General features: G+C 65.4%; 24 protein-coding genes. 16 read left to right on the top strand and 8 right to left on the bottom strand.

From position 1 onward, the window contains the following. Positions 1-82 precede the first annotated feature (82 nt). Positions 83-1,270, top strand: coding sequence for a beta-ketothiolase BktB (gene bktB, locus U4Y88_RS03325; protein WP_224009881.1), 1,188 nt, complete (start codon positions 83-85; stop codon positions 1,268-1,270). Positions 1,271-1,426: 156 nt separating this feature from the next. Then, on the top strand, positions 1,427-3,073 hold the full coding sequence (locus U4Y88_RS03320; RefSeq protein WP_321782216.1) for a fatty acid--CoA ligase: 1,647 nt from the start codon (positions 1,427-1,429) through the stop codon (positions 3,071-3,073). Positions 3,074-3,148: 75 nt separating this feature from the next. Here U4Y88_RS03320 and U4Y88_RS03315 read toward each other — a convergent pair whose 3' ends face one another. Then, a complete protein-coding gene (locus U4Y88_RS03315) occupies positions 3,149-4,726 on the bottom strand; it encodes a SulP family inorganic anion transporter (protein ID WP_321782214.1) in 1,578 nt (525 codons plus the stop codon). 100 nt (positions 4,727-4,826) lie between these two features. Then, complete coding sequence (locus U4Y88_RS03310) at positions 4,827-5,423, bottom strand: carbonic anhydrase (RefSeq protein ID WP_321782212.1); 597 nt, start codon at positions 5,421-5,423, stop codon at positions 4,827-4,829. A gap of 521 nt (positions 5,424-5,944) precedes the next feature. Between U4Y88_RS03310 and U4Y88_RS03305 the strand changes: the two genes are divergently transcribed. The 10 genes from U4Y88_RS03305 to oxlT all read left to right on the top strand — a co-directional run bounded on the left by U4Y88_RS03305 (position 5,945) and on the right by oxlT (position 16,567). Next, complete coding sequence (locus U4Y88_RS03305; RefSeq protein WP_321782210.1) at positions 5,945-6,253, top strand: hypothetical protein; 309 nt, start codon at positions 5,945-5,947, stop codon at positions 6,251-6,253. Positions 6,254-6,256: 3 nt separating this feature from the next. Further along, positions 6,257-6,751 carry a DUF523 domain-containing protein gene (locus U4Y88_RS03300; RefSeq protein WP_321782208.1) on the top strand — a complete coding sequence of 165 codons (495 nt, stop codon included), beginning with the start codon at positions 6,257-6,259 and terminating at the stop codon, positions 6,749-6,751. An 80-nt stretch (positions 6,752-6,831) separates the two neighbouring features. After that, positions 6,832-7,749 carry a LysR substrate-binding domain-containing protein gene (locus U4Y88_RS03295; protein WP_321782206.1) on the top strand — a complete coding sequence of 306 codons (918 nt, stop codon included), beginning with the start codon at positions 6,832-6,834 and terminating at the stop codon, positions 7,747-7,749. Positions 7,750-7,890: 141 nt separating this feature from the next. Beyond that, the gene (locus U4Y88_RS03290) at positions 7,891-9,177 is read left to right on the top strand and encodes a dicarboxylate/amino acid:cation symporter (RefSeq protein WP_321782204.1); all 1,287 of its coding nucleotides are present in this window, start codon (positions 7,891-7,893) and stop codon (positions 9,175-9,177) included. Continuing rightward, entirely contained in the window at positions 9,177-10,556 is a 1,380-nt protein-coding gene (locus U4Y88_RS03285; protein ID WP_321782262.1) for an aspartate/glutamate racemase family protein, read from the top strand. Before U4Y88_RS03290 ends, U4Y88_RS03285 begins: the two co-directional genes overlap by 1 nt. A gap of 88 nt (positions 10,557-10,644) precedes the next feature. Then, entirely contained in the window at positions 10,645-11,667 is a 1,023-nt protein-coding gene (locus tag U4Y88_RS03280) for a DNA-binding protein (RefSeq protein ID WP_321782202.1), read from the top strand. Between the two features lie 121 nt (positions 11,668-11,788). After that, positions 11,789-12,499 carry a pyridoxamine 5'-phosphate oxidase family protein gene (locus U4Y88_RS03275; protein WP_321782200.1) on the top strand — a complete coding sequence of 237 codons (711 nt, stop codon included), beginning with the start codon at positions 11,789-11,791 and terminating at the stop codon, positions 12,497-12,499. Positions 12,500-12,588: 89 nt separating this feature from the next. Continuing rightward, complete coding sequence (locus U4Y88_RS03270) at positions 12,589-13,371, top strand: GntR family transcriptional regulator (RefSeq protein ID WP_321782198.1); 783 nt, start codon at positions 12,589-12,591, stop codon at positions 13,369-13,371. A 134-nt stretch (positions 13,372-13,505) separates the two neighbouring features. Further along, entirely contained in the window at positions 13,506-15,155 is a 1,650-nt protein-coding gene (locus U4Y88_RS03265) for a gamma-glutamyltransferase family protein (RefSeq protein ID WP_415774384.1), read from the top strand. Positions 15,156-15,274: 119 nt separating this feature from the next. Continuing rightward, positions 15,275-16,567 carry an oxalate/formate MFS antiporter gene (oxlT, locus tag U4Y88_RS03260; RefSeq protein WP_321782196.1) on the top strand — a complete coding sequence of 431 codons (1,293 nt, stop codon included), beginning with the start codon at positions 15,275-15,277 and terminating at the stop codon, positions 16,565-16,567. A gap of 26 nt (positions 16,568-16,593) precedes the next feature. Here oxlT and U4Y88_RS03255 read toward each other — a convergent pair whose 3' ends face one another. From U4Y88_RS03255 to U4Y88_RS03230, 6 genes are read right to left on the bottom strand one after another with little or no spacing between them, the layout of a single operon-like run. After that, complete coding sequence (locus U4Y88_RS03255; RefSeq protein ID WP_415774383.1) at positions 16,594-17,982, bottom strand: MFS transporter; 1,389 nt, start codon at positions 17,980-17,982, stop codon at positions 16,594-16,596. Next, a complete protein-coding gene (locus U4Y88_RS03250; RefSeq protein ID WP_321782195.1) occupies positions 17,979-18,698 on the bottom strand; it encodes an ABC transporter ATP-binding protein in 720 nt (239 codons plus the stop codon). Before U4Y88_RS03250 ends, U4Y88_RS03255 begins: the two co-directional genes overlap by 4 nt. After that, the gene (locus U4Y88_RS03245) at positions 18,695-19,477 is read right to left on the bottom strand and encodes an ABC transporter ATP-binding protein (protein WP_321782193.1); all 783 of its coding nucleotides are present in this window, start codon (positions 19,475-19,477) and stop codon (positions 18,695-18,697) included. The genes U4Y88_RS03250 and U4Y88_RS03245 overlap by 4 nt, the downstream gene beginning before the upstream one ends. Next, entirely contained in the window at positions 19,474-20,361 is an 888-nt protein-coding gene (locus U4Y88_RS03240; protein ID WP_321782192.1) for a branched-chain amino acid ABC transporter permease, read from the bottom strand. The genes U4Y88_RS03245 and U4Y88_RS03240 overlap by 4 nt, the downstream gene beginning before the upstream one ends. Then, the gene (locus U4Y88_RS03235; RefSeq protein ID WP_224009913.1) at positions 20,354-21,247 is read right to left on the bottom strand and encodes a branched-chain amino acid ABC transporter permease; all 894 of its coding nucleotides are present in this window, start codon (positions 21,245-21,247) and stop codon (positions 20,354-20,356) included. Before U4Y88_RS03235 ends, U4Y88_RS03240 begins: the two co-directional genes overlap by 8 nt. Before the next feature lie 31 nt (positions 21,248-21,278). Beyond that, positions 21,279-22,373: an ABC transporter substrate-binding protein gene (locus tag U4Y88_RS03230; protein WP_224009915.1), complete on the bottom strand. Its 1,095-nt coding sequence runs from the start codon at positions 22,371-22,373 to the stop codon at positions 21,279-21,281. A gap of 352 nt (positions 22,374-22,725) precedes the next feature. Between U4Y88_RS03230 and U4Y88_RS03225 the strand changes: the two genes are divergently transcribed. The 4 genes from U4Y88_RS03225 to U4Y88_RS03210 all read left to right on the top strand — a co-directional run bounded on the left by U4Y88_RS03225 (position 22,726) and on the right by U4Y88_RS03210 (position 26,029). After that, the gene (locus U4Y88_RS03225; protein ID WP_321782190.1) at positions 22,726-23,097 is read left to right on the top strand and encodes a RidA family protein; all 372 of its coding nucleotides are present in this window, start codon (positions 22,726-22,728) and stop codon (positions 23,095-23,097) included. Between the two features lie 15 nt (positions 23,098-23,112). Further along, positions 23,113-24,357 carry a D-amino acid dehydrogenase gene (locus U4Y88_RS03220; protein ID WP_321782188.1) on the top strand — a complete coding sequence of 415 codons (1,245 nt, stop codon included), beginning with the start codon at positions 23,113-23,115 and terminating at the stop codon, positions 24,355-24,357. Beyond that, a complete protein-coding gene (locus tag U4Y88_RS03215) occupies positions 24,354-25,160 on the top strand; it encodes an aspartate/glutamate racemase family protein (protein WP_321782186.1) in 807 nt (268 codons plus the stop codon). Before U4Y88_RS03220 ends, U4Y88_RS03215 begins: the two co-directional genes overlap by 4 nt. Positions 25,161-25,306: 146 nt before the next feature. After that, positions 25,307-26,029: a GntR family transcriptional regulator gene (locus U4Y88_RS03210; protein ID WP_405044943.1), complete on the top strand. Its 723-nt coding sequence runs from the start codon at positions 25,307-25,309 to the stop codon at positions 26,027-26,029. The last annotated feature ends 102 nt before the right edge of the window (positions 26,030-26,131 follow it).

The following is a 26,131-nucleotide window of genomic DNA, read 5'->3' as shown; positions in this document are numbered from 1 at the left end:
GGAAGGCGGCGGCGGACCGAATTATCCGAACATGTAACGCGTGCGCAACGCGCTTGCGCAAACCAGCAAACGAGGAACGGACATGAGCAAAGAAGTCGTCGTAGTGGGCGGTGTGCGCACCGCCATCGGCAAGTTCGGCGGCAGTCTGAAGGATGTGGCGCCGACCGAACTCGGCACCATCGTGTTGCGCGAATTGCTGGCGCGCAGCAACGTGAAGGCCGAGGACGTGGGCCACGTGGTGTTCGGCAATGTGATCGCCACCGAGCCGAAGGATCTCTATCTCTCGCGCGTGGCCGCGATCAACGCGGGCATTCCGCAATCGACGCCCGCGTTCAACGTCAATCGTCTGTGCGGTTCGGGTTTGCAGGCCATCGTGTCGGCGGCGCAAACCATTCTGCTCGGCGACGCCGACGTGGCGATCGGCGCGGGCGCGGAGAATATGAGCCGCGCGCCCTATCTCGCGGTCGACGCGCGCTTTGGCGCGCGCATGGGCGACGCGCGTCTGGTCGACATGATGCTCGGCGCACTCAACGATCCGTTCGATACGGTGCCGATGGGCGTGACTGCCGAGAACGTCGCGCGCCGCTACGAGATTTCGCGCGAGCGTCAGGACGCGCTGGCGCTCGAATCGCATCGGCGCGCCGCGCAGGCGATTGCCGAAGGCCGTTTTGCGAGCCAGATCGTGCCGGTCGCGCGCACCGTGAAGGGCCGCGAAGTCGTGTTCGACACCGACGAGCATCTGCGCACCGACGCCACGCTCGAAGACTTCTCGAAGCTCAAGCCGGTGTTCGCGAAGGAAAACGGCACGGTCACGGCGGGCAATGCCTCGGGTATCAACGACGCGGCGGCCGCCGTGCTGCTGATGTCGCGCGAAGCCGCCGAGCAGCGCGGCCTCGCGCCGATGGCGCGCCTCGTTGCCTATGCGCATGCGGGCGTCGAGCCGCTGTACATGGGCATCGGTCCGGTGCCGGCCACGCGTCTCGCGCTGCAACGCGCGGGCCTGCGTGTCGAAGATCTCGACGTGATCGAATCGAATGAAGCGTTCGCGGCGCAAGCGTGCGCGGTCACGCAGGAACTCGGTCTCGATCCCGCCAAGGTCAACCCGAACGGCTCGGGCATTTCGCTCGGCCATCCGATCGGCGCGACGGGCACGCTCATCACCGTGAAGGCGCTGCACGAACTGCAACGCATCGGCGGCCGTTATGCGCTGGTGACGATGTGTATCGGCGGCGGCCAGGGCATCGCGGCGATCTTCGAGAACCTCGCTTAAACGCGGCGGATTCGGCCCATCCGGCGAAACAGGCCATAGCGTATTGCCACGGCGAGCGCCGTGGCAACCGCGTTTGGCACCGCGTTTGTAGCCGCGTTTACAACCGCATTTGCATTTGCATTATCAGAATTGAACTATCCCAAGATGGAGACAGCGATGCACGACCATTCCAGCGAAACGATGGCATCGGCGTATTCGTACCCGTTGTTGATCAAACGTTTGCTGCTCACGCCTTTGCAGCAGGCGCCGAATCAGGAAATCGTCTATCGCGGCAAGACGCGCATTACCTATGCGCAATTCGGTCAGCGCGTGGGCCGGCTTGCGAACGCGTTGAAAAACGTGGGCACGCAATTCGGCACCACGGTGGCCGTGATGGATTGGGATAGCCATCGTTATCTGGAAGCGTATTTCGCCGTGCCGATGATGGGCGCGGTGCTGCAAACGGTGAATATCCGCCTGTCGCAAAGCGAAATCGCTTATACGATCAATCACGCGGGCGCCGAAGTGCTGCTCGTGCACGCCGATTTTCTGCCTGTGCTCGCGGCGATTCGCGACAAGCTGGAAACCGTGCGCACGCTCGTGCTGATCGACGACGACGGCAACGTGAGCGATACGCTCGGTCTGGAATTCGCGGGCGAATACGAGCAATTGCTCGCATCCAGCGACACGCATTACGATTTCCCCGACTTCGACGAAAACACGCGCGCCACCACGTTTTATACGACCGGCACGACGGGCTTGCCGAAGGGCGTGTATTTTTCGCATCGCCAACTGGTGCTGCATACGATCACGGTAATGGCGGCGCTCACCAGCCCCGAATCGGGCCAGCGCTTTCATCGCGGCGACGTGTATATGCCGATCACGCCGATGTTCCATGTGCACGCTTGGGGCATGCCGTATATCGCGACGGTGCTGGGCGTGAAGCAGGTGTATCCGGGCCGCTACGTGCCCGATCGTCTGGTCGAACTGCTGCGCGACGAAGGCGTGACGTTCTCGCATTGCGTGGGCACGATCCTGCATATGCTGCTGAATTGCCCGCAGGCGAAAGGCGCCGACTTCAGCAAGTGGAAAGTGGTGATCGGCGGCGGCGCGCTGCCGCACGGGCTCGCGCGCGCGGCGCTCGAACGCGGCATCGATATTTTCACGGGCTACGGCATGTCGGAAACGTGTCCGGTGCTCACGCTCGCGCAATTGAAGCCGCAGAAGGAACCGCTGACGTTCGATGAGGAAGTGAGCTTGCGTTGCCGCACGGGCTTGCCGATTCCGCTCGTCGATCTGCGTATCGTCGATGCGGAAATGCGCGATCTGCCGCACGACGGCAGCGTGAGCGGCGAAGTGGTCGTGCGCGCGCCGTGGCTCACGCAGGGCTATCTGCACAACCCGGAAGCGTCGGCGACGCTGTGGGAGGGCGGCTATCTGCATACGCAGGACGTCGCGCGTATCGACCCGGACGGCTATTTGCAGATCACCGACCGCATCAAGGACGTGATCAAGTCGGGCGGCGAATGGGTGTCGTCGCTGGAAGTGGAGAGCCTGATTTCGCAGCATCCGTCCGTGGCGGAAGTCGCGGTGATCGGCATCAAGAGCGACAAATGGGGCGAGCGCCCGGCCGCGCTCGTCGTGCTGCGCGCCGACCGCGATCCGGTGAGCGCCGACGAAATCAAACAGCACGTGCTCAAGTTCAGCGAGAACGGCACGATTTCGAAATACGCCGTGCCGGAAGTGGTGAAGTTTGTCGAGGCGCTGGAAAAAACCAGCGTCGGCAAACTGAACAAGAAATGGCTGCGCGAGAATTTCGAATAAGCGCGGTTTGAATAGCGTTAATCAATAACGGCAGTCAATAGCGAAAAAGGCCGGGTGGCGAAACCCGGCCTTTTTTTATGACGTCGTGCTGGCCGAACGCGCCCACGGCAAACGCTTTTTAGGCGTGGCGTTCAGGCGCGGCCATTGCACGCTTTCAACCGCGATACTGCGGCGCGGCGCGTCGGCGATAAAGCGTTCGAGCGTGTCGCGAATATCGCGGTCGACGAAATCGGCGCGCTCCGTGTCGATCAGCACCGTGGCGCGATCGGGAATGCGCGCGAGGCAGCGCATCAGCATCGGCTTGGCGAGAAAGGACGCGTCCTTGCGGAACGACAGCAGGTAATGGTCGTCGTGTTCGGCAAGCGCGAAGGTGTCGTCGAGATTGGCGCGCATCGCCAGCAGCATGCTCACCGCAATGCCGATGCCAATGCCGATCAGCAAGTCCGTGGCGAGCACGCCCACGATCGTCGCCACGAACGGCACGACGCGGTCGGCGCCTTCGCGCATCATCGCAACGAAGAGTGCGGGCTTGGCGAGCTTGTAGCCGGTCTGGATCAGGATCGCAGCGAGGCAGGCGAGCGGAATCAGGTTGAGCACGGCGGTCAGCGCAAACACGCTCGCGAGCAGCAGCACGCCATGCACGAACGACGCGAGCCGCGTGCGGGCGCCTGCATTCAGATTCGCGGAGCTGCGCACGATCACGGCGGTGATCGGCAAGCCGCCGAGCGCGCCGGCCACGATATTGCCCACGCCTTGCGCCTTCAATTCGCGGTCGGGCGACGCGCGGCGGCGTTGCGGGTCCATCTGCTCGACGGCTTCGAGGCTCAGCAGTGTTTCGAGGCTCGCGACCACGGCGAGCGTGAGCGCCACGCGCCAGACGTCGGCATCGACGAGTTGCGTGAAGTCCGGGAACGCCAGCGCGCCCGCGAGCGTGTCGAACGATTGCAGCGCATCGAGCGCCACGCGCTGCTCGCCGGGCAAGGCGAACGCGGGCGCGAAGGCGTCGAGGGCGAGCGTCGCCGCGATGCCGAGCGCCACGACCGCGAGCGGTCCCGGCACGATGCGCACGATCGCAAAGCGTTTCGCGCGCGGCGATTCCCAGACGAACAGCAGGATCACGCAAACGGCGGCCAGCACGAGCGCGGGCACGAGCACGGTGCCGAAGGGCGTGGCGAGCGAGGCGTTCGAAGCCGCGGAAGTGGCGGAAGCTGCGGACGCGGACGCGGAAAGACCGGCGGCCAGCGGCACTTGCTTGACGATCAGCAGCAGCCCGATCGACGCGAGCATGCCCTTGATGACCGGCACCGGCACGAAGCTCGCGAGCTGCCCGGCGCGCAACAGCCCGAACACGAACTGCAGCACGCCCGCGATCAGCACGGCCGCGAGGAACGCGGAAAAGCTGCCGAGCGAGGCGATGGCGGACACGACGATCACCACGAGCCCGGCGGCGGGGCCGCTCACGCTCAAATGCGAGCCGCTGAGCAGCGCGACGACGAGGCCGCCGACGATGCCGGACAGCAGGCCCGCGAACGGCTCGACGCCGGACGCGGTGGCGATGCCAAGACAGAGCGGCAGCGCGACGAGAAAGACAACGATGCCCGCGAGCAGGTCGCTGCGCAGGCTCGCGAAATCGATGAGGCGGGAGTTCGGCATGTAAGGTCCACTAAGGTGACGGGGATGAGGCAAGCGCGCGGCGCGCAGCGTGGGTATCGATATTGATATCGATATCGGCAAGGGTTGCCGTTCAGGCCGTTCAGGCTGTTGAGCCGGCCTCGGTCAGTTGCAGCAGGCGGCCTTCGCGCAGGCCGAACACCCAGCCGTGAATCTGCGGCGGCCGCTGCGCCGCGCGCACGATCGGCGAGGCTTCGAGACGTTGCACCTGCTCGATCACATTGAGTTCGGCGAGGCGGTCGACGCGTGCATCGAGATCGTCGATGGCGTCGAGTTCGGCGCGGTGCCGCGCGGCCAGCTCGCGCAGCCCGGCGATGCGCCGGTTCACGTTCGGCAGCGCGTCCGAGGGCGCGGACAGCGCCGCGCGCACGCCGCCGCAATGGTGATGGCCGCAGACGATGATGTGCTCGACTTCGAGTGCATGCACGGCGTATTCGACGACGCTCGACGCGTTGGCGTCGTCGGCGGTGAACAGGTTCGCGATGTTGCGATGGACGAACAGCTCGCCCGGCTGCGCATTCACGATGCGCTCGGCGGGCACGCGGCTGTCCGAGCAACCGATCCAGAGCGCGCGTGGGCGCTGGCCTTGCGCGAGCTGCGTAAAGAATTCGGGCTCGCGCGCGGCGACCTCCGAGGACCACGCGAGATTGGCAAGCAGAAAGCGTTTCGGATGATTCATCGATCGAGGCTCCAGAATGAGCCGGCTAAAGAAGGTCCCGCGAGGCCGGCGTTGCGATCGATGTTTACGAATTGCTTTCTGTGGCTTGGTTCCGAAAATAAATCGGCTTCCCGGTGGAAAAAAATCGAAAATAATTTCGGTTGTGTATTTTATGAAGAATGCATGAAAAGGCGTGATGCGGAACCTTTCCCTTGTGCTATGCAAGACGCAACGTTATAGTTTTCGGACAAAATAACCTGAGAGAACCAGGCCCGCTGGCGCGCCCATTTTCATGGCGCAGCATTCGCGGCCTGGCGCCGGAGTCATGCATGTCCGAAATCGATCCCTGGTTGGGCCGTTATCCGCTTTTCCGCGAGGCGCTCCGGCATGGCGCCACTTCATTGAACGCATTACCGCTTCAGGCGCGAACGGTCGTATTTAATCGACTGTGCATGATTGAACCGGGCGCGAAATCCCCACAATCCACAAAATCGACACAATGCACAATTGGCGAAGTGCGCGTTGCGTATGTTGAATTGCCGATGACGATTGTCGACGCGGCGGTGCGCACGGAAATGGCCGATCAGAGTCCGCGCGGTGCCGAATCGCTGGAATTGCGCGCCGCGCTCGAAGAAAACGCCGTGCGTTATCCCACGGTCGCGCGGCCGCCGTGTTTGCTGATGCCGGGCGTGGGCGTGTTTCTCGACGGCTGGATGCGCTTTCTCGCTTATCGCGCGCGCGGCGATTTGACGGCGCCGCTGCTCGCGGTCGATTGGCACGATCTTTACGCACGCGTGGCGCGTGCGGACGGCGAATCGATCGATGAAATGGATGGCGCGCTGCTCGAATAAGCGATGAGTCAAAAGATTCTGGTCAGTGCCTGTTTGCTCGGGCGTCCCGTGCGTTACAACGGCTCGGCGAAAACGCTGGCGCATGCCACGCTTGACGCCTGGCAGCGCGAAGGCCGCGTCGTGCCCATCTGTCCAGAACTGAGCGCGGGATTTCCGGTGCCGCGCCCCGCCGCGGAAATCGCGCTCGCGCAATCGGGCGACGCGGTGCTCGCGGGCGCCGCGCGCGTGATCGACGAACACGGTGCCGATGTGAGCGCGCTCTTTATCGCGGGCGCGCAGGCGGCGCTCGATCTCGCGCGCGAACACGATTGCCGGTTTGCGCTGCTGATCGACGGCAGTCCCTCATGCGGCAGCCGCTTTATTTACGACGGCACATTCGCGGGCCGCAAGCTGGCGGGTGCGGGCGTGACGGCGGCATTGCTGCGCGCGCACGGCATTGAAGTGTTCGCCGATTCGGAAATCGACGCGCTCGCGGCGCGTCTCGCGCAAACCGCTTAGCGCATTGCCGCGCCAATACGCGAGCGTACAATGGCGCGATTCAATCACAGCACGCGGCGAATGGCGCGCCGGCCCAGCGCATGGAAATCAAATGGATCGAGGACTTCATCGCGCTCGCGCAATATCAGAGCTTTTCGCGCGCGGCTGAATTTCGCAATGTCACGCAATCGGGTTTCAGCCGCCGCATTCAATCGCTCGAACAATGGGTGGGCGCGGAACTCATCGATCGCAGCAGTTTTCCGCCTGTTCTGACGCCCGCCGGGCAACTGTTTCGCGAAGTGGCGGACGACGTGCTCAGCAAACTCTTCGATACGCGCGCGATTATTCGCACCGAGCAGCGGATTGGCGGCAAGAGTCTGCAAATCGCGGCGGGTCATACGATTGCGCTGAATTTTCTGCCCGCGTGGCTCAAGCAATTGGCGCGGCATGTCGGCGACATTCCCGCGCGCGTGGTGCCGACCAACGTGCACGATTCGATTTTGATGCTCGTGAACGGCAATTGCGAACTCATGTTCGCGTATCACCATCCCGAACTGCCGCTGCATCTCGATCCCGCGCGATACGAGCATGTGACCGTGGGCATCGACACGTTATTGCCCGCTAGTCGCCCGAATGCGCGGTCCGCGCCGATTTACCGTTTGCCCGGCACCGCGAAACAGCCTTTACCGCATATCGCTTATACGGAAACCAGTTATTTCGGCCGCTGCGTGGCGCTGCTGCTCGGGCACGCGGCCACGAAACCGCTATTGCGCCTGCACTACGAATCGGACATGGCGGCGGTGCTCAAGGAACTCGTGATGCAGGGCGAGGGCGTTGCGTGGCTGCCGAAAAGCGCCATTGCGCGCGAACTGGCCGAGGGCGAACTGGTGCCGGCCGGGCCGTCGGCCTGGCATCTCGACGTGGAGTTACGCGTGTATCGCGACGCCTCGAATCGCAGCGAGTTTCTCGACACGCTCTGGCAGCATCTGCGCGCGGCGGCGCCAGGCGGCCACGCATAAAGCAAGCCCGATCGCCAGGGTATTCCCGCGTTATGCGAGTTCCGCATACGCATATGCCAGACCGGCATCGACGTCTTTTTTCTGCTCCCTACCATCCGTTCTGACTGCGCGGCCCTCGTCGCGCGCCATTCAAGGACGGATATGAAGAATCGCCTCACTCTGAATATTGGCGTCGGCATGCTGCTGGGCGTGGCGGCCGGCTACGTGTGCCACACGCATGCAGTCGATGCCGCGAGCGCCAAGACCATCGCCGGTTATTTCTCGATCGTCACCGATATCTTTCTGCGGCTCATCAAAATGATTATCGCGCCGCTGGTATTCGTCACGCTCGTTTCGGGCCTGGCGGGCATGGAAAGCGGGCAGGACGTCGGGCGGATCGGTTTGCGTTCGGTGGGCTGGTTCGTGTGCGCGTCGCTCATTTCGCTCGCGCTCGGACTCGTGCTCGCCAATCTGCTACAACCGGGCGCGGGGCTGCATATGACGGCGGGCGCGGGCGAGGTCGACACCGGTCTCAACACGGCGGCGCTCAACGTCAAGGACGTGCTCACGCACGCGTTTCCGACGAGTCTGCTCGACGCCATGGCGCGTAACGACATTCTGCAGATTCTCGTGTTCTCGGTCTTTCTCGGCCTCGCGCTCGGCGCGCTCAAACGCCAGTCGCGCGTGGCCGTTGTGATCGAATGTATCGACGGCATGGTGCCGGTCATGCTGCGCGTGACGAATTACGTGATGCGCGCCGCGCCGCTCGGGGTGTTCGGTGCGATTGCCTCGGCCGTGACGCTGCGTGGGCTCGACGTGCTTTACACCTACGGCAAATTGATCGGCTCGTTTTATCTCGGACTGCTGATTTTGTGGGCGATTCTCGTGGCGGTGGGTTATCTGTTTCTCGGTCGCCGCGTGGGGACATTGCTCAAGGTGATTCGCGAACCCGCGATGATCGCTTTCTCGACGGCGAGCAGCGAAGCGGCGTATCCGCGCCTCACGGAACAACTCGAACGTTTCGGCGTGGAAAAGAAAGTGGTCGGTTTTACGCTGCCGCTGGGCTACGCGTTCAATCTCGACGGCTCGATGATGTATCAGGCGTTTGCAGCGATTTTCATCGCGCAGGCGTTTGGCGTGGAGATGCCGGTCTCGCAGCAGGTCTTCATGCTGCTCGTGCTGATGTTGAGCAGCAAGGGGATGGCGAGCGTGCCGCGCGGATCGGTGGTCGTGGTGGCCGCCGTGGCGCCAATGTTTCATCTGCCTGCCGCGGGCGTGGCGATGGTGCTCGCCATCGACCAGATTCTCGATATGGGCCGCACGATGACCAATGTGATCGGTAACAGCGTGGCGACCGCCGTGATCGCGAAGTGGGAAGCGGCGCGTGAGCCGCAGCGTGAGACGCCTGCGCAAGCGCTGTTTTCGCAAGCGCAGGGAGACGCGCAGTGATGCAAGGCGCAGGGTTGAAGGCGCTGAAATTCGGCGTGATTGGCGGGACTGCGCCGCTCGTGAGCGCCCGGTTTTATAGCGTGCTGGCGAAGGTGGCGGCGGCGCGAGCGGATGCGCAATATTTCGATGCGATTTTCCGCCAATTGCCGATGCCATTCGAAGCGTTCGATTCATCGGATTGCAAACTGCGGATATTCGAAACGATACGTGAATTCGAAAAATGCGGCGTGACGACGGTGCTGTTGCCGTCGCTCGCGAATCAGGCGTTGATCGATGAATTGAAGGCGAATACGCGTCTGGCTGTGCTCGGCAAATTCGAGGCGATGCAGTTTGCGATATTGGAATCGTTTCCTGATGTGAGGCGCGTGGGTTTGCTGATGTCGGATGACGTGCATGTGCAGTCGCCGTTTGCGTGGCTTTATCCGCGCGTACAGAGCGAGCGACGCGACGATTGGCGTGATGATTGGCAGGCCGCGTGCGAAAGCCTGGTCGAGCAGGGCGCGCAAGTGATCGTGCACGAGCTGAGTGCCGTTTCGCTTGCCGACGCCCAAAAGGCCGCGCCGAACGTGCCGATGATCGATGCGAATCTCGCCTACGCGCGCTATGCGATTGAAGGCCGTCACGATTGGCCGACGCCCGACGTCAAAGTGGGTGTGGTCGGCGGCATCGGTCCGGCGGCGACGGTCGATTTTCTGCAAAAGATCGTGCGCAATACGCCCGCCGCGCGCGATCAGGATCACATCAAGATGCTGGTCGAGCAGAATCCGCAAATTCCCGATCGCACGGAAAACCTGATCGGCGACGGCGCCGATCCCACGCTCTCGCTTTACGCGGCCTGCAAGCGGCTGGAGGAGGGCGGCGCGGGCGTCATCGCCATGCCGTGCAATACGGCGCACGCATTCGTCGAGCGCATTCAGCCTCATCTCGGCGTGCCCATCGTCAATATGCTGACCGAGACCGCGTGTTATTTGCGCGCGGCGCTTCCTGCGCTGCGCGATGTGGGCGTGCTCGCGACTTCGGGGACGATCGAAAGCGGTGTGTATCGAAAGGCGCTCGAATCGCAGGGGCTGCGCGAAGTCGCGCCGGGTGCCGCATTGCAGGCGCGCGTGATGGCGGCGATTTACGGCAAGCAGGGCGTGAAGGCGGGCTTCACGACCGGGCCATGTCTCGACGATATCTGCGCTGCGCTGGATGGTTTGATTGCCGAGGGCGTGGAAGTCGTCATTCTGGGCTGCACCGAATTGCCGCTGTTGCTCTCGTGCGCGACGTACGAATCGGCGGCGGGCGGGCGCGTCACGCTCATCGATCCCACGGACGTGCTGGCGAAGCGCTGTGTCGAGTTTGCGAAAGGGCATCGAGATCAGATAGCGACATTATAAGGTTAATGTCAAATCTCTAGATGGATAAGGTAGAAAATTGACGGTTTACGTAGTATTATTTATCAAATCGTAGCCGTGAAAATTCACCATGTCCGACATCGCCCCCGACGAAGTCCGCATCGCCGCGGAAATCGAGCGTCTTAAAGCCGACTTTCCCAAGACGCGCGAGCTGTATCGCGAAGTCTGCGCGCTGTTGTTCTTCCGCTTCGGCGTCACGCCCACCGCGAACCGGCTTTATCAACTCGTTCGGCGCGGCAGCATGGGTACGCCCACGGCCGTGCTGTCCGAATTCTGGGCGGAGTTGCGCGAGAAAAGCCGTGTGCGCATCGAGCACGCGGACTTGCCCGAGGAGTTGCAGGGCGCGGCGGGCGAACTGATCGGGGCGCTCTGGAAGCGCGCAACGGCATCCGCGCAGGCGTCGCTCGCGGCGCTGCGCGAGGAGGTCGAGGCCGCGCGGCAGCAGGCCGAAGCCGCCGTCGCCGGTTTGCGAAACGACCTGGCCCGCACCGAAACCGCGCTGGAGCAGCGCACCGCTGCCCTGCTCGCGGCGCAAGTGCGTATTCAGGACCTGGAGCAGTCGCAGGCGGCGGCGTCGGCCACGCGCGAGGCGCTGGAGGGCGAAGTTGAGCGGCTTCAGCAGGGCAATCGCGAGCGGGACAACGCATTGACGCAGGCGCGCGCGGACTTCGGCGCCGAACTCGACAAGCTGCGCACCAGCGCCGAGCTTGCCGAAACGCGGCTGCAAGCCGCTGAAAAGCGCGCGTTGCTGGAGATCGAGCGCGAGCGCTCGGCTGCGGCGCGCGTGCAGCGCGATAGCGAGGCCGCCGCGAAGCGCGCCGCGCGTGCCGAGGAAAGCGCGCGTGCCGAGATTCAGTCGCTGCAAGGTCAGCTTGGCGATCTGCGCCATCAGGCCGGCGTGCTCGAAGGGCGGCTCGACGCGCTGCGCGCCACGCATGCGGCGCAGGCGAAAGAACTCAGCGCGGCCCGCAACAAGCCTGGTACGGGCAGCGCGCCGACACCCGTGCGCCGTGCGCCGCGCCGCGCCGGACGGCCCGCCGAAGCCGCCGCGAAACCGCTGCGTCCCGCGCGCAAGACGGCCGCGAAATCGTAATTGCTCCACGCTGGCGTTGGCTTTTCGTGGCCCTACGAGCATGGCACTCTCTGGGTCTAGCGCTAGAGCCACCGCTTCGTTAGTCTGATCGGCATTTCATCGCAACCAGGAGATGCCGAGGATGTCCGAGACCGATAACGCCGCGAGCAAGACCACGCCGCCGTCGCCGCGCACGCGCGTGCGCCGCATGGCCGAGCGCGCCGACTACGAGACCGCCACGCTGTACTCGATTCTCGACGCGGCCTATGTGTGCCACGTCGCGTTCGCCGACGATCACGGCGTGCACTGCATCCCCACCGCGTGCTGGCGCGAAGGCGATCATCTCTACATCCACGGCTCGAACGGCAGCCGCATGCTCAAGCTCGCCGCCGAAGGCGCGCAGTGCTGCGTGACGATCACGCATCTCGACGGCCTCGTGCTCGCGCGCTCCGCGTTCCATCACTCGATGAACTATCGCTCGGCGATGATCTACGGCGCGTTCGACGTCGTGCCCGCCGGGCAGAAGGCCGCCGCGCTCGACGCGTTTCTCGAACACATCGCGCGTGGCCGCGTGCATGAAGTCCGCCGCGGCGATCGCAACGAACTCGCCGCGACGACGATCCTGCGTCTGCCGCTCGATGAAGCCGTGTCGAAGATTCGCACCGGCGGTCCGAGCGACGACGAAGCGGATCTCGCGTTGCCGGTCTGGGCCGGTGTGCTGCCGATGGCGCTCACGCCGCTGCCGCCCGAGCGCGTCGAGGGCGCGCAAGACGCGCAAGGCCAGGAAGCCCAGGAATTCGAGCCGGATTATGTGAAGGCGTGGGCACGGCGTGCGTCGGTGACGTCGCGTTGAAGCGGGGCACGAAGTCAGCGCCTGCTGGATAGCGGGCGCGTCCGCGCAATTGTTTTCTTCCGGGCATGCGCCTTTGATAAGCTCCGACCATGCCCGACATCAAGCTGAACATCACGCTCGACGACAGTCCGCCGATCGCGCCAGACGCCGCGCTGACGCGCGCGGACCGCGTCTATTACACGCTGCGCAACGAAATCTTCGACATGCACCTGCTGCCGGGCGACCGGCTCACCGAGGGCGCGATCGCGGAACGTTTCGCGGTGTCGCGCACGCCCGCGCGCGAAGCGCTGCAGCGGCTGCAAAGCGACGGGCTGATGCAGGGCTACGTGCGCGGCGGCTGGGAAGTCGTGCCGATCGACAACAAGCGTTTCGACGATCTCTACGAAATGCGCCAGATGATCGAGACCTTCGCGGTGCGCAAGCTGTGCTCAGGCGAAGCGCCGCAAGCCGAACTGCATCTGCTGCTCGACGCGCTCGACCGTATCTGGAAAGTCGGGCGCGCGCAGCGCATCGCCGATGGCCGCAAGCTCGTCGAACTCGACGAGGGGCTGCATCACGCGCTGGTGGCGGCGGCGGGCAACGACGAACTGACCGCGACGATGCAGCGCGTGACCGACCGCATCCGCGTGGTGCGGCGGCTCGATCTCGTGCACGGCGACGGCATCGCCGAAACCTACGACGAGCACGCCGCGATTCTCGACGCGATTCGCCGTGGCGACAGCGCGTTAAGCGTCGAACTCGTCTCGCGTCACATCGGCGGAAGTCAGGCGAGCGTCAACGGTCTCACGCTGCAACGCCTGCGCGCCGTGCGCACCGAGACGGGGCGCGATGCCGTTGTGCACGCACCAGCCCGGCCTCGGCGCACCACCTGACGGCACGGCGGGGCGGCCCGCGAAAGGCCGCGTAGGCAGGCTGAAAGCCTTATCCAATCGGCATTCTCAGGGTTTTTACCAAGACTTGGCACGGATTTCGCATTAACGTTTTCGTTGTATACAAGGAAACGTCGATGCCTCTCGAACACACTGCCGAACGCTTTGCTGAACTCCACGCAGCACCCACACTGAATCCCACGCGCGGTTCGCGCGGCATGGCGGTCGCGCCGCACGCGCTCGCTTCGCAGAGCGCGCTCGCCGTCCTGCGCGAAGGCGGCAACGCGGTCGAGGCGATGATCGCCGCCGCCGCGACCATCGCCGTGGTGTATCCGCATATGAACAGCATCGGCGGGGACGGCTTCTGGCTGATCTCGCGTCCCGGCCACGCGCCCATCGGCATCGAGGCGTGCGGTGCGGCGGCGATGCGCGCCGACATCGCCACCTATCGCGCGCTCGGTCTCTCCGCGGTGCCCGCGCGCGGCCCGCTCGCCGCGAATACGGTGGCGGGCACGGTGTCCGGCTGGGACTTCGCGCAACGCTATTCGCAAGCCGCGCTCGGCGGCCGCTTGCCCGTCGCGCGCCTGCTCGAAGACGCGATTCACTACGCGAAGTACGGCGTGCCGGTCACGCGCAGCCACGCCGATTGCGTCGCGGGCAAGGGCGCGGAACTGCAAAACGTGGCGGGCTTCGCACCCACCTTCATGCCCGACGCGCGCGCGCCGCGTACCGGCGAGCGCTTCGCGAACGCGCGGCTCGCGGCGACGCTGCAACAACTCGCCGATGCGGGCCTCGACGACTTCTATCGCGGCGATCTCGCGCGCAGCATCGCGCGCGATCTCTCGTCGCTCGAAACGCTGATCACGCTCGACGATCTCGAACGCCATCGCGCGCGCGAACGCACGCCGCTCGCGCTCGAACACACGCTCGGCACGGTCTACAACATGCCCCCGCCGACGCAAGGGCTCGTCTCGCTGCTGATTCTCGGCGTGCTCGACCGCGTGCTCACCGACGGCATGGACCCGCTCGGCCCCGAATTCGTGCACGCGTGCGTGGAAGCGACCAAGCTCGCGTTCAAGGTGCGCGACCAGTACGTGACCGATCCCGACCATATGCGCATCGATCCCGACGCGCTGCTCGCGCCCGCCGCGCTCGACGCGATGGCGCGCGAGGTGTCGATGTCGCGCGCGATGCCGTGGGGCAACGGACGCGGTCCCGGCGACACGGTCTGGATGGGCGTGGTCGACAACGAGGGCGTGGCCGTCAGCTTTATCCAAAGCATCTATCACGAGTTCGGCAGCGGCATCGTGCTGCCGGAATCGGGCATCAACTGGCAGAACCGCGGCTGCAGTTTTTCGCTCGATCCCGCGTCGCTGAATCCGCTGATGCCGGGACGCCGTCCGTTCCACACGCTCAATCCCGCGCTCGCGCAGTTCGCCGATGGCCGCACGATGGTCTACGGCAACATGGGCGGCGACGGCCAGCCGCAATCGCAAAGCGCGGTGTTCTCGCGCATCGCGCGCTACGGCTGGAATCCGCAGGCCGCGATCGATGCGCCGCGCTGGCTGCTCGGCCGCACGTGGGGCCAGTCGACCGATTCGCTGAAGCTCGAAGCGCGCTTTCCGGCGGAGACGGTCGACGCGTTGCGCGCGCTGGGCCACGACGTGGAAGTGCTCGCCGCGTATGACGAAGCGATGGGGCATGCCGGCGCAATCCTTCGCTATCCGAATGGATTGTTCGAGGCGGGCCACGATCCACGCAGCGACGGCGCGGCCGCGGGCTGGTAGCGCAAGCCAGCGCTCCACCTAATCGACTGATCGACTTTTTTTTTATATCCGGTTCGGCGGCTTGCCGAACCGGAGGGCGTCTCTCGTCCTTTTTCATCCGCATTCAACGGGGAAAACACATGAACACACGCACTCAGACGCTGCACGCTCAGACCACGGACGGCGCGAACGCCGTCGCGACGCATAACCGCTGGCTCCAGCTCGGCCTCGGCCTGCTGTGCATGATGGCGATTTCGAGCCCGCAATATGTCTGGACGCTGCTGACCAAGCCGCTGTCCGCGAAGCTCGGCGTGCCGCTGCCCGAATTGCAGGTCACGTTCTCGCTGCTGATCATTTTGCAGACCTTCTTCTCGCCGTTTCAGGGCAAGCTGATCGACCGCTTCGGCCCGCGTCTGCTGATCTCGCTCGGCACGGTGATGTCGGGCCTGAGCTGGGTGCTCGCCTCGATGGTCACGAGCACGTCGATGCTCTATCTCACGTACGGTCTCGTGGGCGGGCTCGGCACGGGCATCGTCTATGTCGGCGTGGTCGGGCTGATGGTGCGCTGGTTCCCGGATCGCCGCGGCTTCGCGGCGGGCGCGGTGGCGGCCGGTTATGGCATGGGCGCGATCGTCACGACGTTCCCGATCGCGGCCTCGCTCGCGACGCGCGGCCTCGACGCCACGCTCTGGATCTACGGCATCGCGTTCGCGGTCGTGGGCTTTCTCGCTTCGCAAGGCCTGCGCGTGCCGCGTGACGGCGCGGCTGCCGCGGCGCATGCTGCCGCCAACGTGCCGAACCTGCGTCCCTCGCAGATGATGAAGTCGCCGCTGTTCTGGCTGATGTTCGCCATGATGACGATGATGTCGACCTCGGGCCTCATGGTCACGTCGCAGATGGCGACCTTCGCGGCCGATTTCGGCATCACGAAAGTGGTGGTGTTCGGCATGGCCGCGCTGCCGCTCGCGCTGACCATCGACCGCTTCACGAATGGCCTCACGCGTCCGTTGTTCGGTTGGGTCTCGGATCGATTCGGCCGCGAAAACACGATGTTTTTCGCGTTCGCGCTCGAAGGCGTGGCGATGGCGCTGTGGCTGCTGACGCGCGATAACGCCGTGCTGTTCGTGCTGCTCTCGGGCGTGGTGTTCTTTGGCTGGGGCGAAATCTTCTCGCTGTTCCCGTCGACGCTGACCGACACCTTCGGCACGCGTCACGCTACCGAAAACTATGGCTGGCTCTATATCTCGCAGGGCATCGGCTCGATCTTCGGCGGGCCGCTCGCCGCGCTGCTGCATCTGCACGCGGGTAGCTGGGTGCCGGTGTTCGCCTCGGCGATCACGCTCGATATCGTCACCGCCGTGCTCGCGCTGTTCGTGCTCAAGCCGATGCGCGCGCGTTTTCTGCAGAAGGGCGCGGCGGTTGCGGCCAACTGATTCGGCCCACGTGATACGGCGCGCGCTCAGACGGTTTTGATGGCGCGCGCCACGATCGCGAAACCGCCCGCATACGCCGCCGCGATGATCGCGAATCCGGCCGCCGTCGCGCGTCCCGAATCCGCGATGCTATGCAGGACCACCGACGCAATCGCCACGCCGATCAGCGAGCCGATCTGGCGGCTCGCGTTGAGCGACGCGGCGGCGAGATTGGCGTCCTCGGGCCGCGCGGCGTGCATGACGACGAGGTTCATCGCCGGGATCGCCTGGCCCGCGCCGAAGTTCGCGACGCCGATACAGACCGCGAGCGCCCAGTAAGGCAGCGCGTCGATGCCGAGCATGGCGACGCTGCCGAGCGTGGCGAGCGCGAGCCCGGCGAGCAGCGTGCCGCGCGGACCGAAGCGGCGGCTCACGCGCGCCGAAGCGAGATTGCCGATGCCGAACATCGCCATCAGCGGGAAAAGCTGGAAGCCGGTCACGAGCGCGCTCGAACCGCGCTGCTGCTGAAGGTAGAGGCTGATCAGAAAGATTTCGGCGAGGATGCCGAAGTTGATCGCGAGGCCGAGCAGGCTGCCCGCAACGAAGCGCGGTTCGCCGAGCAGCGCGCGCGACAGGATGCGGTGGCGCGCGAAACGCTCGCGCAGCGCGAACGCGGCCGTGGCCGCGAGGGTCGTCAGCGCGCTCGCGACGATCGCGGGCGAGGTCCAGCCCAGACTCGGTCCCTGGATCAGCGTGAGGCTCAGCGCGCCGAGCGCGAGCGCGGCGAGCAGGTGGCCCGCGCCGTTGAGCGGCCCCGCATGGCGCGGCGAACGCGCCACGTAGCGCTGCGTGAGCCACAGACCCGCGAGGCCCACCGGCAGGTTCACCCAGAAGATGCTGCGCCAGCCGATCGCATCGACGAGCACGCCGCCGACGCATGGACCGAGCGCCATCGCCGCCGACACCAGCGCGCCCCAGATGCCGATCATGCGCGTGCGCAGCGGGCCGGGCGCAAAGGCGAGCGTCAGCAGGCTCAGCGAACTCGGCATGAACAGCGCCGCGCCGCCGCCTTGCAGCAGCCGCGCGGCGATCAGCGCGGCGGGCGTGGTGGCGCTCGCGCACAGCGCCGAGGCCGCCACGAACAGCGCGAGACCGATCAGATAGAGGTTCTTCGAGCCGTAACGGTTCGCCAGTGCGCCGCCGAACAGCAGCAGCGCGGCGAAGCTGAGCGCGTAGGCGTCGACGACCCAGACGAGCGTCGTCAGCGAGATCGCGAGGCTCGTCTGCATCGCCTTGAGCGCGACGTTGACGATCGTGACGTCGAGCATCGCCATGACGAAGCCGCAGGCGAGCGCGACCATGATCGTCGCCGGGCGCGCGCCCGGAGGCGCGAGCGCCGCGCGGGATTCTGCCGTTTCGGCCGAGACCGGATTCACGCCGCTCTCCCGCCGAGATAAAGCCGCCGCATCTCGTCGCTGTCGAGCAGGTCGGACGACGCTCCTTCGAGCGCGACGCGGCCCATCGTCAGCACGATGCCGCGGTCGGAGATGCGCAGCGCCTCGATCGCATTCTGCTCGACCATCAGGACACCGATATGTTCGGTGTCGCGCATGCGCACGATCGCGTCGAACACCTCATCGACCATTTTCGGCGACAGGCCCGCCGACGGTTCGTCGAGCAGCAGCATGGCGGGGCGCGGCATCAGCGCGCGCGCGAGCGAGACGATCTGGCGTTCGCCGCCCGAGAGCGCGGCGGCGGGCGAGCGGTAGCGCCGCCGCAGCACCGGATATTGCTCGCACAGTTCCTCGATGCGCGCCTCGCGCGGAAACGACGACATCCCCTGGCCGCCGAGCATCAGGTTCTCGCGCACCGTGAGCGCGCCGAACACGTTGTCGGTCTGCGGCACGAAGCCGACGCCGTGCAGGCGGACCTTGCGATGCACGGGCTCGCGCGCGAGGTCGGCGCCCTGCAGTTTCACCGTGCCCGCGCGCGGCAGCAGAAAGCCCGCGATCGCCTTGAGCAGCGTGGACTTGCCGCAGCCGTTCGGACCGAGGATCGAGACGATTTCGACCGCGCCCACGTGCAGCGTCACGCCATGCAGAATGTCGACGCCCGGCGTGTACCCGGCGACGAGTCCATCGACTTCGATCATGAGGCCTCCAGGGAGCGGCGGCCGTGCGCGCGGCCGAGGTACGCGTCGAGCACGCGCCGGTTGCGCTCCAGTTCGGCGGGCTTGCAGTTGGCGATGGCCGCGCCGCGGTCGAGCACGACGCAGCGGTCGCAGAGTTCGCGGATGAAATGCATGTCGTGCTCGATCACCATCAGCGTGACGCCGAGCCGGTGAATGCGCCGCAGTTCCGCCACCAGTTCGCCGCGCAGATTCGGATGGACGCCCGCCGTCGGTTCGTCGAGCAGCAGCAGCTTCGGCTCGGTCATCATCGCGCAGGCGATGCCGAGCAGCTTCTTCTGGCCGCCCGAGATCGACGCGGCGGGCAGATGCGCGACCGCCGCGAGCTTCAGTTCGTCGAGCAAGGCTCTCGCGCGATCGCGTGTTTTCTGTTCGAGCGCGCGCATTGCTGGGCCGCGCAGCAGCGCCGCGCCGATGCCGTGACGCTCCGACGACGCGGCCATCGTCAGTTCGAGCACCGACATGCGCGCGGGCATCGACGGCAACTGGAACGTGCGGCGGATGCCGAGCTGCGCGATGCGCTGCGGGGACAACCGGTCGATGCGCTGGCCGTCGAAGCGGATCTCGCCGCCCGCGAGCGGCGCGAAACCCGTCACGGCGTTGAGCACCGTGCTCTTGCCGGAGCCGTTCGGCCCGAGCAGGCCGACGATCTCGCCGCTGCCGACCGTCAGCGCGAGCCCGGACAGCACGATATTGCCGCCGTAGTGAATGGCGATGCCGTCGAGTTCGAGAAGCGCGCTCATGGCTGGACCTCCAGACGTTCGGGCAGCAGCCCGCGCGGCCGCCACAGCAGACAGGCGAGCAGCATCAGCCCGACGAGGCCGAGCCGCACGGCGCCCGCGAGATCGCTGCCGACGCCGAACCAGTCCTTCAGGAAGGGCGCGAGCGAATAGACCGCCTGCACGAGCACGGCGCCGACCAGCACGCCCGCATTGCTGCCCAGGCCGCCGACCATCACGATGGTCCAGAGCGCGAAGGTCTCGGACGAGAGCATCGTGTCGGGGCCGACGTAGCTGATGTACCAGGTCAGCAGCGCGCCCGCGAGCGCGGCGGGCAGCGCGGCCGCGACGCTCGCGCGCGTCTTCAGCGAGAGCGGGTCGTAGCCGAAGCAGACGGCGAGCGCCGGTTCCTCGCGCATGACCTTCAGCGCGCGGCCGAAGCGGCTGCGCACGATGCGCCGGTAGGCCAGATAGACGAGCGCGAGGCAGCCGGCCGCGACCGCGAGAAACGCCAGATCGGCCCACGGCGCGGCGAGCCCGCCGAACAGCGGCGCGATGCCGCCGATGCCTTGCGCGCCGCCCGTGAGCCAACTCTCGTTGAGCGCGACGGTGCGCAGGATTTCGGCGACCGCGAGCGTCGCGATGCCCCAGTAGTCCGACGACAGCATGCGGCCGAGCCGCGCGATGGCGACGGCCAGCACGCTGGCGGCCGCGAGCGCGAGCAGCAGGGCCGCGGGCAGTGGCCAGCCCAGTTGCGATGCGATCCCGGCCGCGTAGGCGCCGAGCCCGGCGAACGCGATGAAGCCGAAATTGACCATGCCCGCATAGCCCGCCTGGAGGTTGAGCCCGAGCGCCATCATCGCGGCGAGGCAGGCCGAGGTCAGCAGATGGATCAGGAAACTAGACACGCCGCACCTCCCGGTCGAAGATCCCGTACGGCCTGAACATCAGCGCGACCAGCAGGATCAGGAACGACACCGCGCTGACGTAGGTGACCGGAAACGCCAGCGAACCGTGGCCGGTCAGCGCGCCGAGATCGGTGTCGAGCATCACGGTTTCGGCGAGCGCGATCAGCAGCGCGCCCGCCGCCGCGCCGAGCGGATTGCCGAGGCCGCCGAGAATCGCCGCGGAAAACACGGGGATCAGCAGGTTGTTGCCGAGATTCACGTGCACGCTTTCCGTGAGCCCGAGCATCGTGCCGCCCAGCGCCGCGAGCACGCCGCTCGCGAACGTGATGATGTTGGTGACGCGTTGCGCGTCGATGCCGGTCGCGAGCGCGAGCGGGCGGTTCGAGGCGAGCGCGCGCATCGAGCGGCCGATATCCGTGCGGTAGAGCAGCACGGCGAACAGCAGCAAGGTCAGCGCGCCGCAGACGATCGAGTCGAGCTGTGCGTGCGAAACGGCGACCTCGCCGATCAGCAGCGGCGGCGTCAGATCCTGCGAATACTGGAGCGGACGCGAGCCTGCGGTGCCGAGCACGAGCGCGACCGCGATCAGCGAGACCGCAAGCGAGCCGATCATCGCGACCGCGCTGCCCGAGCGCAGCAGCCGGGCGAACACGAAGGCGTTGAGCAGCACCGCGAGCAGGCCGACCAGAGCGCACGACGCGGTGGCGGCGAGCACGAACGGCAGACCGGCGCGCTCGAAACCGAGCGAGGCGAACGCGCCGAGCATCGCGTATTGCACGTGAGCGATGTTGGGAAAGCGGATCAGCGAGTAAAGCGTGGACAGTCCGATCGAAACGAGCAGCAGGTCGGACGTGCGGATCAGGACGTCGAGCAGGAACTGCAGCATGGCGTTCTCCGTGGAAGTCAGACGAGGACGCTTACTGGGCGACGACGGCCTGCTTGAAGACCACTTTCTCGTAGGGCTGGACCGCGCGCTGACCGTCGCCGTCGAAGGCGATGTCGCCCGTCACGCCGTCGTAGCCTTTACCGATCGCGGCCATCGCGGTGCGGATCTTCGCCGGGTCCGCCGAATGCGCGCTGTTGATCGCCGCCGCCGCGAGCATGGTGGCGTCGTAGGCGTAGCTGCCGAACGCGGAGCGCGGCGCTTCCTTGTAGGCGCTCTGGTAGGCGTCGGCGTAGGCTTTCGCGGTGCCACCGAGGGCGCCCACTTCAAGACCGATCTGGCCTTGCGCGATCTGCGGCGGCGTATCGCTCGTGCACATCGTCAGATAGATGCCGTACCACGGCGTCTTGTTGAGCTGCATTTCGTACGCCTGACGATTGAGCGTCGCGGCTTCCTGGCCGTAGGCGCTGTAGACGTAGGCATCGGGCTTCGCGCGCGCCGCCTGCTCCAGTTCGCGGCGATAGGTCGACTGGCCCTCGGTATAGAGCACCTGTGAGACGACCGTGCCGCCGAGCGCCTCGAAGCGCTTCTTGAACTCGCCCGCAAGACCCTGACCATAGCCGTTGTTCGGCGCGATGAAGGCCACCCGGTGCAGGTTGCGCGCGTAGACGTCCTGCGCGGCGAAACGCGCCGAAAGATCGTCCAGGCCGATCACGCTGAACGAGCCCGCGCCGATCTTGCGCACCTGCTGGCTCGACGAGCCGATATTGACGTGCACCTCGCCTTGCCGCACGAGGAACTGGCCGATCGGAATCGTCACCGACGACGAGAATTCTCCGAGCACGACCGGCACGTGATCGACCGTGGCGAGCTTGCGCGTGGCGTCGAGCGCGGTGTTTGCCGTGCCGCCCGAATCCTCGACCCGCACCTTGAGCTTCTGGCCGAGCACGCCGCCTTGCGCATTGATCTTCGCGACCGCCAGTTCGATGCCGCGCCGCTGGTCCTCGCCGATCGACGCGCTCGATCCGCTCAACGGCAACACGGCGCCGAGCTCGACGTCCGCCCACGCAGTCGACACGCACAGCTGCGCCGCGACGGCGGCCCCGACACTCCAGCGAAACAGGCTCATCGTGGTTCTCCTTTTGCAGTTCTTTGTTGGGTTTTCAGATGGGTTTTTGATGCGCTTTGAACGGTATCGATATACAAAAGTGTCTACAGAATTGCTGAAAAAAAATAGTTGTGCGAGAAATTTTTAGGCATTTATTCGGTGCACGAATCGTGCGCTGTGAAACGCGCTTCTGTTTCGATAAATGCCCTTAAAAAGCGCATGTTTTCGCATTTATTGGGCTTGCGTCCGCACCGTTTTGGACGGTCTTGCACGTGCTTGGCGCGAGGCCGTTTTTTATTGAAAATGTGTATACACTTCTGAATAAGCGATGCTAGGATCGGCTCCAACATACCTGCCTAACGGAGGCGTCTGGATGGAAATCAAGCGATATGAAACCGGCGAGCGGATGAGTCAAATGGTGGTCGCAGGCGGGTTCGTTTTCATCGCGGGACAGGTGGCCGACGATACGTCGCTCGACGTCGCCGGCCAGACCCGCCAGATTCTCGACAAGCTCGACCGTCTGCTCGAAATCGCGGGCGGCGACAAACGCCAGATCGTCTCCGCGAACATCTGGCTCGCGGACCATCGCAGCTTCGCCGAGATGAACAGCGTCTGGGATGCATGGGTGCCGAAGGGCCATGCGCCTGCGCGAGCCTGTGTCGAATCGAAGCTCGCGTTCGAGCAGTACACGGTCGAGATCGGCGCGATTGCCGCCATCGCAGAGTCGACGTCCACGGCTGCCTGACCCCGGAGAACGCGCATGAAAACCATCGTGCTCGGTGGCGGAATCGTCGGCGTGACCACGGCCTACTTTCTGGCGAAGGCCGGCGACGAAGTCGTGGTGCTCGATCGCCGCGACGGCGTCGCGCTCGAAACCAGTTTCGCGAACGCCGGCCTGATCGCGCCGGGGCATTCGTATACGTGGGCGTCGCCGCGCGCGCCGAAGATCCTGCTCAAGTCGCTGTTCATGGAAGGGCAGGCGCTGCGGCTCAAGCCGAAGGCCGACTGGCGCATGTGGGCGTGGTGCTGGCTGTTCCTGCAGAACTGCACCGCCGAACGTTCGCGCCGCAATACCTCGATCAAGGTGCGCCTGTGCCGCTACGCGCAGCAGCAGCTTCAGCAGGCCACGCGCGACGAAGGGCTGGCCTATGACCGCATCAGCGGCGGGCTGCTTTATCTGTATCGCGATCCCGCATCGTTCGAGCGCGGCGTGGCCAATATGTCGATTCTTTCGGACAGCGGCCTGCCGCTCGAAACGCTCGACCGCCAGGCCACGATTGCGCGCGAGCCCGCGCTCAAAAGCGGCGGCGACGATATCGCGGGCGCGATCTATTGCCCGAGCGACGAGAGCGGCGACGCGCATCTGTTCACGCGCGCACTGGAGCAGCGTTGCCGCGAGCTGGGCGTCGATTTTCGCTTCGGCACCGCGATCGAGGGCATCCGCGCGTCAGGCGACGGCATCGACTATGTGCAGACTTCGGCGGGGCGGCTCAACGCCGACCGTTACGTGCTCGCGCTCGGCTCGTACTCGCCGTTGCTCGCGCGCGACCTCGGTTATCGCTTGCCGATTTATCCGGTCAAGGGCTATTCGGTCACGCTGCCGGTCGAGGCTTCGCACGACGCGCCGATGCTCGGCGGCGTCGAGGAGAATCAGCTGGTCGCGTGGGCGCGCTTCGGGCAGCGTCTGCGCCTCACGGCCACGGCCGAGTTCTGCGGCTACGACACGGCGCATGCGCCCGCCGACTTCTCGCACATGCTCGCGACCGCGCGCGCCTTGTTCCCGAATGGCGCCGATTATGCGCGGCCGTCGTACTGGGCCGGCTTGCGCCCGATGACGCCGGAGGGCACGCCGCTGATCGGCGCGACGCGCCATCGCAATCTGTTTCTGAACACGGGCCACGGGCATATGGGCTGGACCATGTCGTGCGGCACCGCGAAAATCCTCGCCGACGTCATGAACGGCCGGCAACCCGAGATCGACATCACAGGGATGACACTACAGTGAGCGAACTTCTAACGAACCGCATCGAGCCCGCTGTCGATGCCCCGGGTGACGACGCGTACACGCGCTTCGACTTCGCGCTCGACGACGGCATTTCCTCGCGCGCGGCGATCGGCCTCGTCGTGCTCGCCACCGATCACACGATCGAATACGAATGGCGCAGCCTGCTCGCGCTGCCGGGCGTGGCATTCTACGAAAGCCGCGTCGAGAATTCGGCGGAGATTACGCCGGCCACGCTGCGCGAGATGGACGACCGCATCGCGCCGGGCGTGGCGCTGATCCGGCCCGGCGAGCATCTCGACGTGGTGGCGTTCGGCTGCACCTCGGCGTCGATGGTGCTCGGCGAGGAGCGCGTGTTCGAGCGAATCCGCGAGGCGCGTCCGGGCATCGCGTGCACGACGCCGATCACGGCGGCGCGCGTGGCGCTCGATGCACTGGGCGCGCGCGGCGTCGCGCTGCTCACGCCGTACGAGCGTCCGATCAATGAGGCGATGGCGCGTTATCTGCGCGAGCGTGGCGTCGATATCGTGCGGATGGGCTCGTTCGAGCATCGCGACGACAACGAAGTCGCGCGCATCGACCGAGCCTCACTGGAGCAGGCGGTGACCGAACTGGCGAGCGATCCGGCCGTCGACGCGGTGTTCGTGTCGTGCACGAGCCTGCGTCTCGCCGCAGCGATCGCCGATCTCGAAGCGAAGCTCGACAAGCCGATTCTGTCGAGCAATCATGCGCTGGCGTGGCACGCGTTGCGGCTCGCGGGCGTGGACGATTCGATGCCGCAATTCGGGCGCTTGTTTACGGTTTGACGCGCCATTTAAGGCGCCATTTAACGCGTCATTCAACGCGCCGTTTAACGTGCGATCCCGCGCAGGTTTCAACGCACGCTTTCACGCGCGGCAACACGGGCAGGGTAGGCGATAATGTGCAGTCACAGATCGATTCAGGAGACGAGATGGCAGCGAATTCCGTGATGACGCGGAACGTGCGTCCCGGTTTGCGCGACTCCGCCGCGCCCAGGCGCACGGGCATGACGGTGAACGATATTTACGAGCAGTTGAAGCAGATGGCGGTGCTCTATGAGATCCGGCCGGGCGAGCGCGTCAACGAACTGGAACTGGCGGAGCGGCTCGACGTGAGCCGCACGCCGATCCGCGAGGCGCTCAACCGGCTGGTGGCGGAAAACCTGTTGGCCTTCGTGCCGAATCGCGGCTTCTTCATTCGCGAACTCGACGGCAAGGACGTGTTCGATCTGTTCGAGCTGCGGCGCTCGATCGAATCGACGGCGGTCATGCTCGCTTGCGAGCGCGCGTCGGACAACGATATCAAGGGGCTGCGCCGCTTCTGGAAGCAGGTGATGAAAAGCGCGGAGCGGATGCCGTCCGATGAACTCGTGGTGAAAGACGAGGAATTCCATCTGGAACTGGCCGCGATGTCGGGCAACGGCGAGATCGGGCGTGTTTTACAGGGCATCAATGCGCGAATTCATTACGTGCGTTGGGTCGATGTCGATCAGCGCCGCAACGAGGCGTTCACCGAGCATTTGCAGATTCTCGACGCGCTGGCCGAACGCGATACCGCGCGCTGCATGGCGTTGACGGACACGCATATTCGCTGGCGCATGGAGGAAATCACACGCGTCGTGCACGCGAGCGTGGTGAAGCTGTACGCAAAATAACGGACGCACGGGCCTGATCGGCCCGACGCGTTCGAACGAGACAGCGGCAATCAAAAGGAGGAACCGGCCGTGCGCGATCCGCGCGGTGCGATCGTCACTTTT

Origin of the sequence: Paraburkholderia sp. J94 (assembly GCF_905220285.1) — a bacterium.
GTDB classification, from domain to species: domain Bacteria; phylum Pseudomonadota; class Gammaproteobacteria; order Burkholderiales; family Burkholderiaceae; genus Paraburkholderia; species Paraburkholderia tropica_A.
The sequence above is the reverse complement of the archived record's forward strand: the minus strand, read 5'-3'. Positions and strand labels throughout refer to the sequence as shown.